This window comes from Deinococcus sp. Marseille-Q6407 (assembly GCF_946848805.1).
Taxonomy (GTDB): Bacteria; Deinococcota; Deinococci; order Deinococcales; family Deinococcaceae; genus Deinococcus.
The window spans coordinates 33606-49227 of record NZ_CAMPFU010000001.1 but is presented as its reverse complement, the minus strand read 5'-3'; the positions used below and the strand labels follow the sequence as shown (position 1 = coordinate 49227).

The 15622-nt window shown below is 63.2% G+C and carries 16 protein-coding genes and 1 pseudogene; 5 read left to right on the top strand and 12 right to left on the bottom strand.

All coding sequences use genetic code 11. From position 1 onward, the window contains the following. Positions 1–22 precede the first annotated feature (22 nt). Both OCI36_RS00220 and OCI36_RS00215 read left to right on the top strand, forming a co-directional pair. Positions 23–712: a winged helix-turn-helix domain-containing protein gene (locus OCI36_RS00220; RefSeq protein WP_261663074.1), complete on the top strand. Its 690-nt coding sequence runs from the start codon at positions 23–25 to the stop codon at positions 710–712. A gap of 3 nt (positions 713–715) precedes the next feature. Then, a complete protein-coding gene (locus tag OCI36_RS00215; protein ID WP_261663073.1) occupies positions 716–1849 on the top strand; it encodes a sensor histidine kinase in 1134 nt (377 codons plus the stop codon). Between the two features lie 33 nt (positions 1850–1882). Here the strand turns inward: OCI36_RS00215 and OCI36_RS00210 are convergent, their stop codons facing one another. Beyond that, positions 1883–2317, bottom strand: a complete 435-nt coding sequence (locus tag OCI36_RS00210; RefSeq protein WP_409996700.1) for a hypothetical protein — start codon at positions 2315–2317, stop codon at positions 1883–1885. A 68-nt stretch (positions 2318–2385) separates the two neighbouring features. Between OCI36_RS00210 and OCI36_RS00205 the strand changes: the two genes are divergently transcribed. Both OCI36_RS00205 and OCI36_RS00200 read left to right on the top strand, forming a co-directional pair. Next, complete coding sequence (locus OCI36_RS00205) at positions 2386–3210, top strand: carbonic anhydrase (protein ID WP_409996699.1); 825 nt, start codon at positions 2386–2388, stop codon at positions 3208–3210. Between the two features lie 70 nt (positions 3211–3280). Beyond that, positions 3281–3991: an IclR family transcriptional regulator gene (locus tag OCI36_RS00200; protein WP_261663072.1), complete on the top strand. Its 711-nt coding sequence runs from the start codon at positions 3281–3283 to the stop codon at positions 3989–3991. 18 nt (positions 3992–4009) lie between these two features. Here OCI36_RS00200 and OCI36_RS00195 read toward each other — a convergent pair whose 3' ends face one another. From OCI36_RS00195 to OCI36_RS00180, 5 genes and pseudogenes are all read right to left on the bottom strand, one after another. After that, positions 4010–5776: a dynamin family protein gene (locus tag OCI36_RS00195; RefSeq protein ID WP_261663071.1), complete on the bottom strand. Its 1767-nt coding sequence runs from the start codon at positions 5774–5776 to the stop codon at positions 4010–4012. 66 nt (positions 5777–5842) lie between these two features. After that, complete coding sequence (locus tag OCI36_RS00190) at positions 5843–6751, bottom strand: PilW family protein (protein WP_261663070.1); 909 nt, start codon at positions 6749–6751, stop codon at positions 5843–5845. Beyond that, the gene (locus OCI36_RS00185; RefSeq protein ID WP_261663069.1) at positions 6748–7200 is read right to left on the bottom strand and encodes a type II secretion system protein; all 453 of its coding nucleotides are present in this window, start codon (positions 7198–7200) and stop codon (positions 6748–6750) included. Before OCI36_RS00185 ends, OCI36_RS00190 begins: the two co-directional genes overlap by 4 nt. Positions 7201–7580: 380 nt before the next feature. Continuing rightward, a pseudogene (locus OCI36_RS13385) lies at positions 7581–7664 on the bottom strand (prepilin-type N-terminal cleavage/methylation domain-containing protein); the annotation flags it as partial. Beyond that, the gene (locus OCI36_RS00180) at positions 7664–9889 is read right to left on the bottom strand and encodes a hypothetical protein (protein WP_261663068.1); all 2226 of its coding nucleotides are present in this window, start codon (positions 9887–9889) and stop codon (positions 7664–7666) included. The pseudogene OCI36_RS13385 and the gene OCI36_RS00180, both read right to left, overlap by 1 nt. 147 nt (positions 9890–10036) lie before the next feature. Here OCI36_RS00180 and OCI36_RS00175 point away from each other — a divergent pair, with 147 nt between their 5' ends. Continuing rightward, on the top strand, positions 10037–10669 hold the full coding sequence (locus tag OCI36_RS00175; RefSeq protein ID WP_261663067.1) for a DinB family protein: 633 nt from the start codon (positions 10037–10039) through the stop codon (positions 10667–10669). 93 nt (positions 10670–10762) lie between these two features. Here the strand turns inward: OCI36_RS00175 and OCI36_RS00170 are convergent, their stop codons facing one another. The 6 genes from OCI36_RS00170 to rpmB all read right to left on the bottom strand — a co-directional run bounded on the left by OCI36_RS00170 (position 10763) and on the right by rpmB (position 15487). Then, entirely contained in the window at positions 10763–11656 is an 894-nt protein-coding gene (locus OCI36_RS00170) for a hypothetical protein (RefSeq protein WP_315941220.1), read from the bottom strand. A 23-nt stretch (positions 11657–11679) separates the two neighbouring features. Then, positions 11680–12372 (bottom strand): metal-dependent hydrolase, encoded by a 693-nt coding sequence (locus OCI36_RS00165; protein WP_261663066.1) that lies wholly within the window; start codon positions 12370–12372, stop codon positions 11680–11682. Positions 12373–12440: 68 nt separating this feature from the next. After that, positions 12441–13271 carry a metal ABC transporter permease gene (locus OCI36_RS00160; RefSeq protein WP_261663395.1) on the bottom strand — a complete coding sequence of 277 codons (831 nt, stop codon included), beginning with the start codon at positions 13269–13271 and terminating at the stop codon, positions 12441–12443. Continuing rightward, complete coding sequence (locus OCI36_RS00155) at positions 13268–14050, bottom strand: metal ABC transporter ATP-binding protein (RefSeq protein ID WP_261663065.1); 783 nt, start codon at positions 14048–14050, stop codon at positions 13268–13270. Before OCI36_RS00155 ends, OCI36_RS00160 begins: the two co-directional genes overlap by 4 nt. A gap of 33 nt (positions 14051–14083) precedes the next feature. Then, a complete protein-coding gene (locus OCI36_RS00150) occupies positions 14084–15091 on the bottom strand; it encodes a metal ABC transporter substrate-binding protein (RefSeq protein ID WP_261663064.1) in 1008 nt (335 codons plus the stop codon). A 150-nt stretch (positions 15092–15241) separates the two neighbouring features. Continuing rightward, positions 15242–15487 carry a 50S ribosomal protein L28 gene (gene rpmB / locus OCI36_RS00145; RefSeq protein ID WP_261663063.1) on the bottom strand — a complete coding sequence of 82 codons (246 nt, stop codon included), beginning with the start codon at positions 15485–15487 and terminating at the stop codon, positions 15242–15244. Between the last annotated feature and the right edge of the window lie 135 nt (positions 15488–15622).

Sequence of the window (15622 nt, the reverse complement as noted above, 5' to 3'; positions counted from 1 at the left end):
CGGCTGGGGCACAATGACAGAAATGAATCATGTCGTCGTGATCGAAGACGAGGCCACCGTCCGGGAGGTGCTGCGTTTTCACCTGGAACGGGCTGGGCTGGCCGTGGACGCCTACCCCGCCGTCGCTGAAGCCGAAGAAGCGCTGAGCAGTGCCGACGCGCTGGTGCTCGACTGGATGCTGCCCGGCGAAAGCGGGCTGGGACTGCTGCTGCGGCTGCGCTCGGACCCGGAGCTGCGCCGGCTGCCGGTGCTGATGCTCACCGCCCGCGCCGCTGAGGCCGAGCGGGTCGAGGGCCTGGAAACCGGCGCCGACGACTACCTGACCAAACCGTTCGGGGCGGCGGAACTGGTGGCGCGAGTGCGGGCCCTGCTGCGCCGCACCCAGCCGGAGCAACCCCAGCACCTCAGCAACGGGCCGCTGCAGATTGACCTGGCGGCGGCCGACACCCGGCTCGCGGGCAAGCGGCTGAACCTGACCCGCCGCGAGTTCGACCTGCTCACCTTTCTGACCCAGAATGCCGGCTGGGTGTACTCGCGCACCGAGCTGCTGGACCGGGTCTGGGGCGCCGATTTTCTGGGCGGCGAACGCACGGTAGACCAGCACGTGACCCAGCTGCGGGCCCATCTGGGAGATGCCCCCGGCACCCCGGCTTTTCTGGAAACGGTGCGCGGCAAGGGCTACCGGATGCGCGCCTGGGAAGGCGAGGACTAAGCCATGACAGGAAATTACGAATATGATCCCGACTTCAGCGCCGCCGCGCCAGGCCCGGAGGCCGCTGTGAAGGGCGCGGCAGACGGGAACGCCCCAGCCTGGATCAACGCCCTGCCAGAAGCGGTGTTGCTGTACCGCCGCGAGCCGACTGAACTGGGCGAGATGCTGGTGGTCAGCGGGCTGAACCACGCCGCCAGCGAGCTGTGGGGAGTACCCGAGTGCCGCGCCCTGGGCCGGCCCCTGCTGGAAGTGGTGCGGCGGCACACCCTGGAAGCCCTGGCCGAACGCGGCGGCGAGCTGGAACTGGAAGTCAGCGGCCGGACACTGCGCTGTCAGGCGCGGCTGGAAGGCGAAGGCGGCGCCCTGATTCTGGAAGACCTCAGCGAGCACCGCCGCCGTGAGGCAGAACTGCGCGAGGCGACCGCCGTGCTCTCGCACGAGTTCCGCACGCCGGTCACGGCCATCCGCGGGGTGCTGGAAGCCCTGGAATACGACATGCCGCCCGAAATGCAGCAGAACTTTGTGGCCCAGGGCCTGCAGGAAACCGAGCGGCTGGCCCGGCTGGTGGAAGACCTGGCGGTGGGCTTCCGCCCCACCCGCGCCCGCACCCTGGCGCTCTCGGAAGCGTTTGGCCGGGCCGAGCGCCTGCTGGCCGCCGAATACGACCTGGGCACCACCAAGCTGGGCAGGGCTAAGCTGGGCAGCGCCAAGCCGCGCCGCAAGGCGGAAAGCCGCCGCCCGGCCGCCACGCCGCCGACTGCCCCACGCCGCGCCGCGCGGGTCGTTTTCGGGGAAGATCATCTGGTGCGCGCTGACCCCGACAAGCTGCTTCAGGTACTGCTCAACCTGATCGAAAATGCTCTGAAATACGGCCCTGAAGGCGAGCAAGTGGACGTACAGACCCGTCTAGGCAGTTCCGCCTGGGTCGAGGTGGCGGTGCTGGACCGGGGCACCCCCATCGCCGACACCGAAGGGCTGTTCCGGGCACATACCCGTGGCCGGCACGCCACCGGCCAGGGCAGTGGCATGGGCCTCTATATCGTGCGCAGCATCGTGCAGGGCTGGGGCGGGCAGGCCTGGGCCGAGCGCCACGGTGACCAGAACGCTTTTTGCTTCACGGTGCCCGGCATGGGCTGAGCGGGCAGCCCCAGGCCGGGGCTGCCCACCAGCTCAGAAGGTCTTGGGGACCAGCCGCAGCACCTGGATTTCCTTGGTGACCCCCAGGTTTTTCAGGCGGTCAGCGTCCAGGTCGCCGGCGCGGGCCAGCGCTTCGGCACGCCGCCGGTCAATGGTGGCGGCTTCCAGCGCGGCCGCGTCCCCGAACACCTCGCGGAAACGGTCCAGCGGATACTCCACCCGGCGCGAGACTTTCAGTTCGGCGCGGTAGAGGTCAGTTTCGGCCTGTTCACCGTTCGCCAGTGCCTGCTTGATCAGGGCGCCCAGTTCTTCTTTCTCGGCTTCCAGACCCTGTACCGTGTCGCGCAGCGTGGCGTAGCGCTCCAGCAACTGCGGCAGCGTCATCTGGTCGGGGGTCAGGTCCTGCGGCTCCTCTGCAAGGCTGAATTCGCTGCTGGGCAGCATGTCCGGCGTCGGGTCTTGGGTCATGCCCTAGCTTAGCGGGGCCAGGGTCCCTGCGGCGAAGCCGGGAAGCCGAATGTTGGATACTGATTCCCATGGCACAAGAACTGGAAGGCCCCTCCTCCGCTGCCCTCTCTGCCGAGGCCCTGGCCACGGAAGCACTGGCCGTAGACGCGCTGACCACTGAAGCAGTGGGCGAACCGCTCTCCGAGCAGCTTCTCAGCGCTGCGCTGGAGCGGCGACTGCTCAAGGCCATCCGGCGCGGCGCTTCGATGGAAGACATCGCCGGGCTGCGGCCCAACCGGGTGTCCACCCCCGAAGAAGCGATTCAGGCCCTGGAAGACGGCAACACCCGCTTTTTCTCGGGTCAGGCACGCCGCCCGGAAGTCAGCGCCAACGAGCGCCGCGCCCAGATTATCGGCCAGACGCCTTTTGCCGCCGTGCTGGCCTGCAGCGACAGCCGGGTGCCAGTCGAGCTGGTGTTCGATCAGGGCTTAGGTGACCTCTTCGTGGTGCGGGTGGCCGGCAACGTGGTCGGCGAGGCCGGGCTGGGCACGCTGGAATACGCCATCGCTCACTTGAAAGTGCAGCTGATTCTGGTGCTGGGCCATGAGGGATGCGGGGCCGTTACGGCGGCGATGCTGCCCCAGCAGGACATCGATCAGGAACCCGAGCACCTGCGGCGGCTGATCAGTCAAATTCAGCCCAGCGTGCGGGACCTGCCCCCCATCCGCGACCAGAAGGCCCGGATGCGCGAAGCGGTGATCAGCAACGTGCGCTCTCAGGTGCAGCAGCTGCGCCAGAACCCTCTGGTCAGCGAGGCCGAAGCCAGCGGGCGTATCCGGGTCATCGGCGGTTACTACGAGATCGGCTCGGGCGCCGTGGACCTGCTGACCGAGCCGGACGAACTGCGAGTCTAAAACGCCAGCTGCCGATTTCTAAAAAAAGCGGGGCTAGGCAGCCGGCACGGCGTCCCTGTAAGCTGGACAGGTGCATTCCCTTCAAAAAGCGGCCCGCGTCCTGAACGCTTTCGGCGCCGATCAGCCCGAGTGGGGTGTGCGGGCGCTGGCGGCCGAGCTGGAGATGCCGCGGGCTACCGTCCACGCTTATCTGGCCGGCCTGACCGAGGCTGGAATGCTGCGGCGCACGCCGGCCGGCCGCTACCGGCTGTCGTGGCGCCTGGCCGAGATGGGCGCGCAGCTGAACAGCGCGCTGCCCTGGTTCCTGGAAGCCCGGCAGCTAATCACCCACCTGGCGATGGACACCAAATCGGTGGCGTTCCTGTGCCTGCTGGAAGACACCGAGGTGGTCTGCGCCATCCGCGAGCGACACCCGGAAGCCGACATCGACATGCCGCTGGACATCTACCTGCCCAGCACCGCGACGGCCAGCGGCAAGGTGCTGTACGCCTACCTGGAGATTCAGCCCACCGAGTTCGCCATCTGCACGTCATCGTCCATTTCCACCGCCGACGAGTGGGAAACCGAGGTGGCGCGGGTCCGGCGGCTGGGCTACGCCTATTCCATTGAGGAATGGATTCCGGGACAGTGCACCCTGGCCGTGCCGTACTGGTCGGACGGTCAGGTGGTGGGCGCCGTGGGCTTTCAGATGACCGCCGCCCGCTACCTGCGCGAGGAACAGGACCTGCGCGATCAGGCCCGGCGGGTGCTGGGCGAGCACTGGCTGCCCGCCGCGCCCTGAGCTGGAGCCTGCCGAGTTTTACGCACCACTCACGGGACCAGCGGGTGCAGACAAAGCGTCTGTCGCTGCACCCCCGGCCTCTTCCGCCGGTAGGGCAGCCACCTGCCCCCGCAGCTCCTGCAAGCGGCCCTGCAATTCCTGCAAAGACGTTTCGGCGGCACTGAGGCGTTCTTCCTCCTGGGCGGTAAAGCGGGTGTAGGGGCTGATGGCGTCACGCAGGCGGGTGTCGGCACGCTCCTGTTCGCGTTCGTACTCGCGGCGCACAATCCGCTCCAGGACCTCCCGCAACTCGTCGATGCGGGCCCGCAGCTGCCGGTGGGCCGACAGGCGCTTGTTGGGCAGCACGAACAGGCCCAGGCTGCCCAGGGTCAAGCCGGCCAGAATGCCGCCGGTAAAGTCCAGCGCCGAGGCGCCCACCAGCGCCCCAATCCCCACGCCCAGGCCCATGCCGCCGGCCAGCCCACCGATCATGCCTTTCATGGCGTCCTCGGCGTCGCGCGAGAGGTCGCGGGCCAGTTGCTGCTCGGTGGTGGTTTCCAGATGTTCGCGGGCGCTGCCGCCAATGCCTTCCAGCAGGGCGGTGCGGTCATAGGAAAAGCGGGTCTGGCCCACGTCCTGCGAGGGCTGGCGCCGGATCAGGAACGCCTGCACGTCCTCCCAGAAGTGCAGGTTGACCTCCACGAAGCGGTCAATCATCTGCGAGAACTGCCGGTCAATCGCCTCAGGCAGCTCGGCCACCGCCTCGGTGCGGAACTGTTCTTCCAGCTCGCGGCCGTTCAGCAGACCGCGCACATTGCTGAAGCGTAGTTTTTGGTCAATGAATTTGTCGGCCCGCATCTCGAACTCGCTCAGCAAGCGGGCGACCCGGTTCAGCTGCCCGTCCAGCTCGCCCTGCATGGTTTCGCCGTGGCGCACCCGCTGCTCTTCCAGGTCCTTCAGGATGTCCAGGTCGGCGCTCAGGGTCTCGCGGGCGGCCTGGGTGCGGCTGGCCTCGCCCTGCAGCAGTTCGGCGGCGGTGCCCAGCGGTCCTTGCAGCTTGAGGCGGGTGCGCTCGGTTTCCGAGAGGCGCCGAATCAGCGACTCACGCAACTCTGCAAAGCCGGCGTCGCCGCCGCGCTGCTCGCCCCGAGCGCTGACCAGAAAAATGGGCGGGTTCAGCCCCAGCACGCCCCGCGCACCTTTTTCCACGTGCTCGCGCACCTGCTCACGCTGCTCGGAAGTTTCCAGCAGGTCGGCCTTGTTCACCACCATGATGACCGCGCGCCCCCAGCGGGCCGCCAGCGACAGGAACTGCCGTTCCGACTCGGTAAAAGGCCGGTCGGCGCTGGTCAGAAACAGCACCAGATCGGCCCGCGGCAAAAAGCCCTCGGTTAGCACCTGATGCTGGCGGATGATGGCGTTGGTGCCGGGCGTGTCCACCAGCGCCACCCCTTCCAGACCCGGCAGTGGCCATTCCAGCCGGCTCACAAAGGGGTCCTTGGTGGGCTGCAGCTCGCCAGCCTTGGGACCGTTGACCAGCACATAGATGCGGTCGGTGGTGGGCGTCACTCCTTCAGGCAGCACGCTCTGACCCAGCAGGGCGTTCATGAAGCTGCTCTTGCCGGCATTGAACTCGCCCACCACCACCAGCAGGAACGTTTCATCCAGGGCGGACAGCGCCTGACGGGCATGGGCCTGCGCCTCCAGCGGCGCACCACTGCGTGTCAGCAGGGCCTGGACATCGGCAAGCAAGGTGCGCTCCTGGATCAGCAGGTGCTGCACCTGGTCAGAGACCAAAGTGGACATGGGCCACAGTGTAGCGCCAGCCTCCTGACAGAAGGCTGGCGCGCAGACTGGCTAGTCTCTTTCGCTTTAACGGCGTCCCAGATTACCTGGGAAAGCCCTCAATTCGTAGAACCTGTTTTTGCCAGGCAACTGCACCGAGCGGCCCCGCACCTGCTGTACCGCAGCAATCCGGATCACCACCGATTGCAGGTTAACAGCCGGATGCACGTTATTGGAGGCCGGTTCCTGAACAAAAGAGAACATCGGCTGACTTGCCGTCATAGGTAGCAGGTTATCAGCCAGCAGATTCACCTGTCCGGTTCCTGGCGGAACCAACGGGGGCAAGTTTATGGCTGGACTATAGGAGTAATTGGCAGCTCCTGGAACAGAGTTAAGGGTACCAGCTCCCAGCGGTCTTGGCGCTCCTGGTAACGGTTGCGGTGGCAAGATAGCCGGCGCCCCAGGCGGATAATTGACTCTCATCTCAGCCAGCACCCAGGTGTTGGCATCGTTGTTTTTGGGGCCAGGATTATTGGCAGCGTCAGCAGCTGTACCGGCCACCCAGACCGAACGCCGCACCGGATAATAGGCATAAAAGCGAAAGCACCCCGTACCCACCGAACCGGTGCAGTTCGCCCCCGCCTGTTCAGGGGGCAGCACCATAGCTAGAATGTGACCGCCAGGAACGCCGCCGGTTACTGTGGTCAGTGACCAAGTCCCGTTGTTAGAAAGCGGATTTTGCCTGAGCTGCCCGCTCCCCAGATTGAGCTGCCCACGGTCTGGCGTATAAATATACCAGGCCTCACGGATACGACCAGCCAGCAACTGTTCGACATTAAGAATATCCTGTTGTAGTTCTGCTTGGCTATTTACCTGTACAGCACCTTTAGACGTACTGGTAAAAAAGGAAATAACCGCAGTCATTAATATAGCCAGAATGCCCATAGCAACCAGCAGTTCTGCCAGAGTTAGCCCCTCAGATCGGTTCTTATTCATAAAGGCCTCAACAGATCCAGGGCAAGGTTAGTAGTCTGATTATTCTGTGTAGTTGTGACCGTAACCCGGCGCATAGGAGGAGCCGGAAGTGTGCTGGTGTCTGCACTTGAAGCAGTCAATGTGGGGCAACCACTAGTCACCTGCGTTTTGGCGCCGCCCAAGGTCACTGGTTGAGCCCGGCTATCTAGAGACTGAATCGCAATGCGGTAATTGCTGTTAGGCAATCCATCAACACAGGCCAGATCATAATAGGCCTGCTGGTTCCAAGAAGATTTGACAGCTTCGAGAATGCGTTGAGCATCGGTGGTAGTGCTCAGACGCTGCTGACTGTTGCCAGTTTTACCGAAGAGACCTACAATTGTGGAAGAAATTACGGCGGCCAGGACGGCAAAAAGGGCCATGGCGACCAGAAGTTCAACCAGAGTAAAACCACCTGCTTTTCTGTTCATCAGTTGCTTCCTCTGACCACACTGACCTTACCGGTCACCCCCACCACCCGGACTTCTATAGGGGTGATGCCGTTATAGGGGCTGTTCATCTGATATACCCGCCCCAGAGCCCCATTGAGCGTAGCAAAAGGAGCTTGGTACGTCAGGTTGCCTGTGCAATTCTTGATGCACTGCATAGTGACTCTATTTCCCAGCATTCGCTGAGTTCCCTGAGCGCCGGCTGGGCCCAACGTGTATCGATCGGCTGAAAACGTCAGAGTCATATCGCGACTCTCGCGCTGCGATACCGAGCGAGCAAAGTTCAGGTCGCGGGCCACCTGATTGGCCTGCTCAAGTAACTGATTGGCCCGAATAGCCCGCATATAACTGACCCAGCCAATACTCAAGAGCACGCTGATAATGCTGAGGACCAAGAGCAACTCAATGACAGTCAGGCCCTGCGTCCGCCGTATTGCCTGCCTCACTAGAAATCCCCCGCAGTTCCCTGCTGTACAGTGACATCTTCCAAACGTGCCCTCTCCCGGGCATCGGCGGAGGACCAAGAGGGTGAGACCGGCCAGTAAGGTGGTGCGTTACCTTCCCGGAAGCGCCGGTCATAAGTGAAATTACGGCCATAACCACTGATGTCCGTATTGTTATTGGGGTTAAAAGTACCAAAGGCCCCATACCAATTCTCAACCAGAGAACCACGTAAGTGGACTCGGCCACGCTGGGAAATAGCATCGTAGCCGTTGACATTCACTTCGCCCTTACTGCTCATCAGCGCAGCATGGATTTTGATGTCGGCTGGGCCATTCCCAGCAATACTGACATTGCCTTCCTGCGAAAAGATTCCTAGCATGTTGGCCGGGTAAGGATACTTTTTGCAGTCTGTATCTTCTTGACGGCAAGGAGCATCGGACATGGTCAGGTCGCTGCCGATGCCTACGGACTTTTGTGCAGCTATGGTTATTTTGGAAAAGGAAGCCAGTGCAGGAGGGGCGTTGTTCAGTACCTCTTGCCCTGTGGGATTAGAAATATTACTGAGCCGGGGTGGACCCATGACTGTAGAGATGGTGTCTCCGAAAATTACGCCGTTGAATTTTCGCCCAGTGGAAGACCATGAGGTGCCCGATTTCTTAAAAAGATTGCCTTGACTATCTACCCGGTATTCCACCACCGGGGTATCCCCTAGATTAGAGTCACATACCACAGGGCGACGGTAGTAATTATGATAATCTCTAGTTCTATAGGCAGACGGCGTCTTGTAATAAGTAGTATGGTCAGTCTTTTCCCACCCGACTGTCCCATAAATGCATTGTTCTTGCGTGGGGTAAAAACGGATATACTGATAAGTGTTTGAAGGCTCATTCCAGCGAGTTTTGCTGCTGTCATAGCTGGTTAAAGCATTTCCATTGGCATCACCAGCGAAAAGCTGTAACCCAGTAGCATTGGTAGGTACAGTAATACCGCCTTCTATTGCTTTAGCCTTTTGATCATTAGCGTTATCTGGCAATGCAATATAGTCCGCTGCAAAATTGACATTGTTTGGGGCATAGTCCGCTTCAGGAACCGGATCATCAATACTAGCAGTAGTATTACTTTTTAAATCAGCATTAAGAGCATTGTTAGCCTGCCGGTCAGACATACTGGCGGGGGCTGTTCTTATATTGCCTGCCAGGTAATATCCGCGCATCTGATTGCATGACCAGTTACTTGTGGAAGTTGAAGAGGTAGGAGCATCTGCCAAGTTAGTACAACCAGCACTACTCAGAGGACCATTAAAAGACGCAGTTGCATTGTTGGCAAACACAAATTTCTCATTAGTGTGCACAGGACCATTGAAGACCTGGCTAGTAAAATTGATATTTGGCGTGGCAGCGCCTTGTGAACGGTGAAAGTTAGTCTGCAAAACATTCTTTAGCAAGCTAGACAGTTTAATCTCAAAATACCAAGTCTGCCGGTCCGAAGTATTATTGGTGGACTTCAAAAAGCGGGCGGCATTTCCTTGAACACCCCGGGCACTTAGATTACGGGTGCGGATGACAAATCGGTAGGCAACTCCACCCGTCCGCGGAACATATTTGATGATCTGAACCAAGTCGAGCTGCAAACGGCTGCCGTTACGGGTAAATTTATTGTTGGTGCCTGTAAAGAGGCTTTGCCAGAAGGCGGTCCGTCCTGCCACAGTCATTAGATTGTCTGGACGTTCATTGGCAGGGAGGGCAACCGAATAAGCTTCTGGTAGAATATAAGTGCCCAGCAAAGCGAATTGATTAGTCTGCCCGTTGGGTTCGATCCGGCCGCTTGGTCCCTGACAAACCCGGGCATAGTTGTCAGTATAGACCTGCCCGTTAGTCATTTTTTCACCCGGTTTCGGCTGAAATCCTGGCAACGTGGACCAATTGTCAATAGGTGTATTAGTACCACACAATTGCTGAATCAAACTTTCAACGTCATTAACAGGCGTTCCCAACTTGATCTGGATAGACGGAATTTCACCATTAGGCGTTTTGAACTTAGGGGACAGCAACTGACTGAGACTCCTGAGCTGACTGCGGGCCACATTGAGGTTGCTTTCAGCCACATACTGAGCGCTCAAAGCTCCACGCTGATCTGTTGTTGTTCTGGCAGCCGAAAGAGAAAGCTGCGTAGAAGCGTACAGAATTGCCGCCAGCAGCAGCATGGTAAACAGGACGATGACAATCATCGCTGCTCCTGCCGAGGCCCGTGATCTCAACATGACCCTATTATTCCTGCGACTCTGTCACAGAACTACACCCTCCTGGGGGCACTAGAAGTAGCCCCGGGCGGCATTGTGACGCTTTCGTCACTTTCACTGCCTTAAAATTAGGTCATGTCCTGGACCTCTGACCTGCCCCATACCCTCAGTGACTGGATGGACGACGCTCCGGAGCACCTCGGCAGCTGGGCCGAGACGCAGGAGAGTGACCGCAGCTTTCCCTGGCTGCCTTTGCTGCTGGCCGGCGCGGCTGCGGCAGGGGCCATCTGGCTGGCCCGCAACCGCCGTGAGGAACTTACTGACCTGGCCGTGCGCCGCATGGTGGAGCAACCCGCCGAAGGCCAGAGCTTTCTGAGCCTGGAAGAGAGCCTGCAGAGCAGCGGCGAGCAGCTGGCGGCGCGGGCCGCCAAGGCCAGCGACACTGAGCGCAACCGTGAGCGGCTGCGGCATATTATCGGGATTGAGCGCTGGGGCCGGGCCCGCGTGCAAAGCGCTGTGCTGCACCGTCCCTGGGTGATGGATGAACACCACGACTATAAGCCGCCCAAGGAGATGTCCATGACCGAGCTGACTGAGATCTTTGCCGAACAGCGCCGCCGCACCGCCGCGCTGGCCCACAGCCTGCATGAGCAGCCCCCCCGTCTGAACGACAAGGTGATGCACAATGAATTCGGCCCCTTGAGTGTGCGTGGCTGGCTACGCTACCTGCAGCTGCATGCCGAGATGGAAGGCCGTCGGCTACTCTGAATTGGGAGGCGGGCTTGCCGTCCCGTTGCACTGTGAAGACTGGCTGCCTGCCCGAACATACCTGGCAGGCAGTCTTTTTTGCTCTAGCGCTTGCTAGTCTGCTCCGGCTGCTTGCCGCTGCCAAAGTCGCTCAGAGCTGTCCGGAACACCTCGGCCGGGGTGCGGCCCTGGTTGAGTGGGGCCTGAAAAGCCGACTTGGCCGCCTGCTCCGCTGCCCGGCCGGGCAATTTGTCCAGCGCCCCGGCGGGTGGGTCCGGCAAAGGTGCCTGGTTCCAGATTTCCGGCACCTCCGTCCCAGCAGACGCGTGAAAGCGGCCATGCATCCGCGCCCGGAACAGGCCAGGGGGCTCCTGGGTCACCGCCGGAGTGCCGGTTGCCGGTCGGCAGACCCGCGAAATGACGCGAGAACTCCAGCTCATCCAGCAGCTGCACCTGCAAGGTAGCCGGGCCCAGTTCACGCAACAGGCGGTCAATCACCTCAAAGACCTGCGCCGCGTAGTTCTCGACTTCCTCGCGGCGTGGCAGGGCGCCGCGGTGAATCACGGCGTTGCGGAACTCGCTGCCCAGCACCTGCGGTTTCAGGAAATCGGGCGGGCGGCCTTCGCGCAGCAGGTACGCCAGGGCCAGCATGCCCAGCTGCCGCTCACTCTGCCGGTCGGCCAGTTTCCAGGTGGCTTCCAGCGCCGCCTGTGCCTCTTCCAGGCTGAGACCACGACTGGCGGCCTGCTCCAGCGCGAAAGCCCACACATAGAACTCGAAGCAGCGTTCCAGCGCCGCCGCAAAGCTGGACACCGCTTCACGGGCGTAGCCGGCCAGCAACGCTTCAGTACCCAGCTCGAACAGCACCTCGAACTTCTGCCGGCGCACGAACAGGCAAAAGGCACCGCCGCAGTGGCGACAGATCAGGTCGTAGATCAGGCGGTCGGCGTACTCGACCGGCACCGCCCGGACACAGTGCGGACAGGCCACGCTGAAAGCGGTACTCATCGCCTCCCCGCTCCGTCCCGCGTCTAGCGGCCGCCGGCCGTCAGGGTCAGCGCTGCGCCGGGGTTCAGCACCTGCACATCCACCCCTTTGTCGCGGCCCAGCCGGGCAAATTCCTGCGGGTCGCCCACCAGCGGCGGAAAAGTGCCGTAGTGCATCGGCACGGCCACGCGGGGCTTCAGCCAGTCCAGGCAGCGGGCCGCTTCGGCCGGGCCCATGGTGAAGTGGTCGCCCACCGGCAGCAGGGCCGCGTCCAGGCCACGCTCCCCGATCAGCGCCATGTCGGAAAAGGCGCAGGTGTCGCCGGCGTGGTAGAGGGTCACGCCGTCCATTTCCACGATCAATCCGCAGGGCATGCCGCCGTAGGTGCCGTCGGGAAAAGAGCTGGAATGAAACGCCGGGGTAAAGGTTACGCTGCCCCACTCGTCGCGCACCGTGCCGCCGATATTGGCTCCGATGGCCTGCTCGGCGCCGTGCGCCTGGGCATAGTCACCGATTTCCGCCGTGGCGATAATCGGCACGCCCCGCCGCCCGAAATCCAGCGCATTGCCCCAGTGGTCCCCGTGGGCGTGGCTGATCAGCACCGCGTCCAGCGGCCAGCTCAGTGCTTCTGCGGGCGTGACCGGGCTGGTGGGCCCTTCCAGAAATGGGTCGATCAGCACGCGGTGCTGCGCCGTTTCCAGCAGAAAAGTGCTGTGGCCGAGATAGTTGAGCTGCATAGGAAAAACCTCCAGGGCAAGAGAACCAGAGCAAGAGAAAAGCTCAAAGAGCGTACGTCTGAACCAGTCTAGCGGGCGCGGCCGGGTCGGCCCAGGCGGCCACGCAGCAGCAACAGCAGGATAAACATGGCCGTGTTGACCAGCACCACTGTGGCGCCGGCGGCCGTGCCCAGGTGATAGCTGAGGTAGAGCCCGGCGGTGCCGCCCAGCATGCCGAACAGCGCGGCAAACACCATCATCTGCCCCAGGCTGCGTGCGTAGAGCCGCGCCGCCGCCGCCCCCGTGATCAGCAGGCTGACGCTGAGGGTGGTGCCCACCAGCCCGACCACCAGCACCACCACCAAGCCGATCAGGATCAGCAGCAGCTGCTCCAGCCGCCGTACCGGCAGGCCGATGGCCCTCGCCTCGGTGGGGTCGAAGGACGCCAGCAGCAGTTCTTTTTGCAGCCCCAGCAGTAGGCCGCCCACCCCCAGCGCCGCGCCGGCCGTGATCCACAGGTCGGCCGGCGTCACCCCCAGCGGGTTGCCAATCAGAAAATGGCTCAGGTCGCTGGTGAAGGTGGGGGTGCGCGACAGCAGCACGATGCCCAGCGCGAACATGCCCACGAAGACGATGTAAGTGGCGCTGTCCTGCTTGAGGCCCGAGCGGGCCTGCACGGCATTCATACCCAGGGCCGCCAGCACCGCCGCCAGCGCCGCGCCCAGCAGGACATTCCCGCCGGCCAGAAAGGCCCCCACGATGCCCGGCAGCACCGCGTGGCTCATGGCGTCGCCCACATAGCTCAGGCCACGCAGCACCACCCAGGTGCCCACCACCGCGCACAGCAGACTGACCAGCAGCAACGCCAGCAACGCCCGCACGAAAAAACCGTAGGCCAGAGGATCGGTCAGCCAGCTCAGCATGATGGAGCCTCCTGCGGCGGAAGCGCCGCCTGCGGGGGCCGCGCCGCGCTGAAGGTGGCCTCGATATTGGCGGGCGTGTAGACCTGCTCCGGCGGCCCGGCCGCCACAATCCGGCGATTGACAAACACCAGATGATCACACCAGTGCGCGGCCTGTTCCAGATCGTGGGTGACGATCACCACCGCGCGGCCGGCGTCTGCCTGAGCGCGCAGCAGCTGCAGTACCCCCTGCGAGGTGGTGGTGTCCACCCCGGTCAGCGGTTCATCCAGCAGCAGCACGGCCGCGTCACGCACCAGCATCCGGGCCAGCAGCGCCCGCTGCCGCTGCCCGCCGCTCAGCTCGGCGATGTGCCGGGTGCGCAGGTCCCACAGTTCGGTCTGACGCAGGGCCTGCTCGGCGCGGGCCCGGTCGTCCGGCCCTGGCCGGTGCCACCAGCCCAGCCGGCCGGTGCGGCCCATCATCGCCACGTCCCAGACGGTCACCGGAAAAGCCCAGTCCAGCGTCTGCTGCTGCGGCACATAGGCGGCGTGGGGTTGCAGGTCGGCACTGCCGCCGTAATCCACCTCTCCCCCGCTCAGCGGCACCAGGCCCAGCAACGCTTTGAGCAGGCTGCTCTTGCCGGCGCCGTTGGGCCCAATCACCGCGCTGAATTCACCCAGCCGGAATTCTACGCTGGCGTCCTGTAGGGCCACGCGGCCACCGTACTGCACGGTCAGGTGCCGGGCTTGCAGGGCAGCCGGCCGGTAGCAGTGGGGGTCGCAGGACAGATGGGTCATGGGTCAGATGTGGAAAGGCAGGAGAAGCCGGAGTCAGTGGGCGGCAGCCTGCTTCAGGGCCGCCACGATGGTGTCTATGTTATGCCGCAGCGCACCCGGAAAGGTCTCGCCGGGGCTGCCGGCCGGGCCCAGAGCGTCGGTATAGATGGGCGGCGCCACCACCGCGCCGGTTTCGGCTGCCAGCGCCTGGGCCAGTCGGTCGCTGCCGGCCACGACATTCTCGGTCAGGATGACGTGGACATTCTGCTCACGCATTCGTGTGGCCAGCGCCGCCAGATCCTGTGCGCTAGGCTCACGTTCGGTGCTCAAGCCGGGAATCACGGTGCCGACCAGTTCCAGGCCGTAGCGCTCTGCAAAGTAGTTCAGGCCGCCGTGGGTGGCCGCCACCCGGCGCTGCTCCGGCGGCAGGGCCGCGAACTGCTGCTGTCCGTACTCGTCCACCGACCGGATTTCGGCAGCGTAAGCTCTGGCATTCTGCCGGTAAGTCTCCGCACCGGCCGGGTCCAGCTGGCTCAGGGTGGCGGCAATTTCGTCCAGATAAGCGGCGGCCAGGTCGGCGTCCCACCAGGCGTGGGGGTCGTGGTCGCCGTGGGTGTGGTCGCCGCCGCCCGCTTCAGTTTCTGACGTATGCAGCGGCAATTGCTCGGCCAGTCGGTAGGCCGGCACGTCCGGCGCTGCCGCCGACGCCTGATCCAGCCAGCCTTCCAGCCCGGCGCCGTTGGCAAACAGCGCCCGGCTCTGCGCCAGAGTGCGGATGCTGCCGGGGCTGGGAGAAAAGGTATGGGCGTCGCTGCCGGCCGGCACCAGCGTCTGTACCGTGACCCGGTCCCCGCCCACCGCCCACACGAAATCACCGATAACCGAGGTGGTGGCGGTCACACTCAGTGCGCCGGCCGGCACAGCCGCAGCGTCGCTGGCTGCTGCCACGCTGGCCGCCTGTGTTTCCTGAGTCTGGGCCTGGCCCTCTTGGGGCGCGGGGCCGCAGGCCAGCAGGCTCAGGCTCAGCAAGGTTGCTGTCTGCAGCAAAGAGGCACGCGTCATAACAGACAATTGTGGCACATCCTCAGGCAACTGGGCCCGATGGGGTCAAGGCCGCAGCGAGGTGCAGGCACCTGTCAGCATAGAGTTCGGGGCCGCGGCGGGAGTGCTCCCACTGCGGCCCCGGGGGGTCTTTCGCCAGATGGTTCCGGCTCAGATCAGTTCGATGCCGTTCACGGGACCGCGGTTCAGCATCCGGATGGCCTTGGCGCTCAGCCAGACCTGGCGGGTTTCGCCGCCTTCGAGAATGGTTTTCTTCTGCAGGTTGGGCTTCTGCACACGCTTGGTGATGCCGGTGGTCTTACGGCCGACCCCGCCCTGGGCACGGGCCTTACCGCGGCGAACCACCGAGTTCACCACCAGGTTCTTCTTACCGGTCAAATAGCACACTCTAGACATAGCCTTCTATCCTTATCACGAGAAATGGGGAGAAACTGTAGACCGGCCCCTAAGTTGAGGCCGCTCTGCCGGTGCGCTGCCCCGGGAAAGGGCACCTCCCGCTTTCAGCGCTGCGGGGGGTTGTTCTGCCGGCCA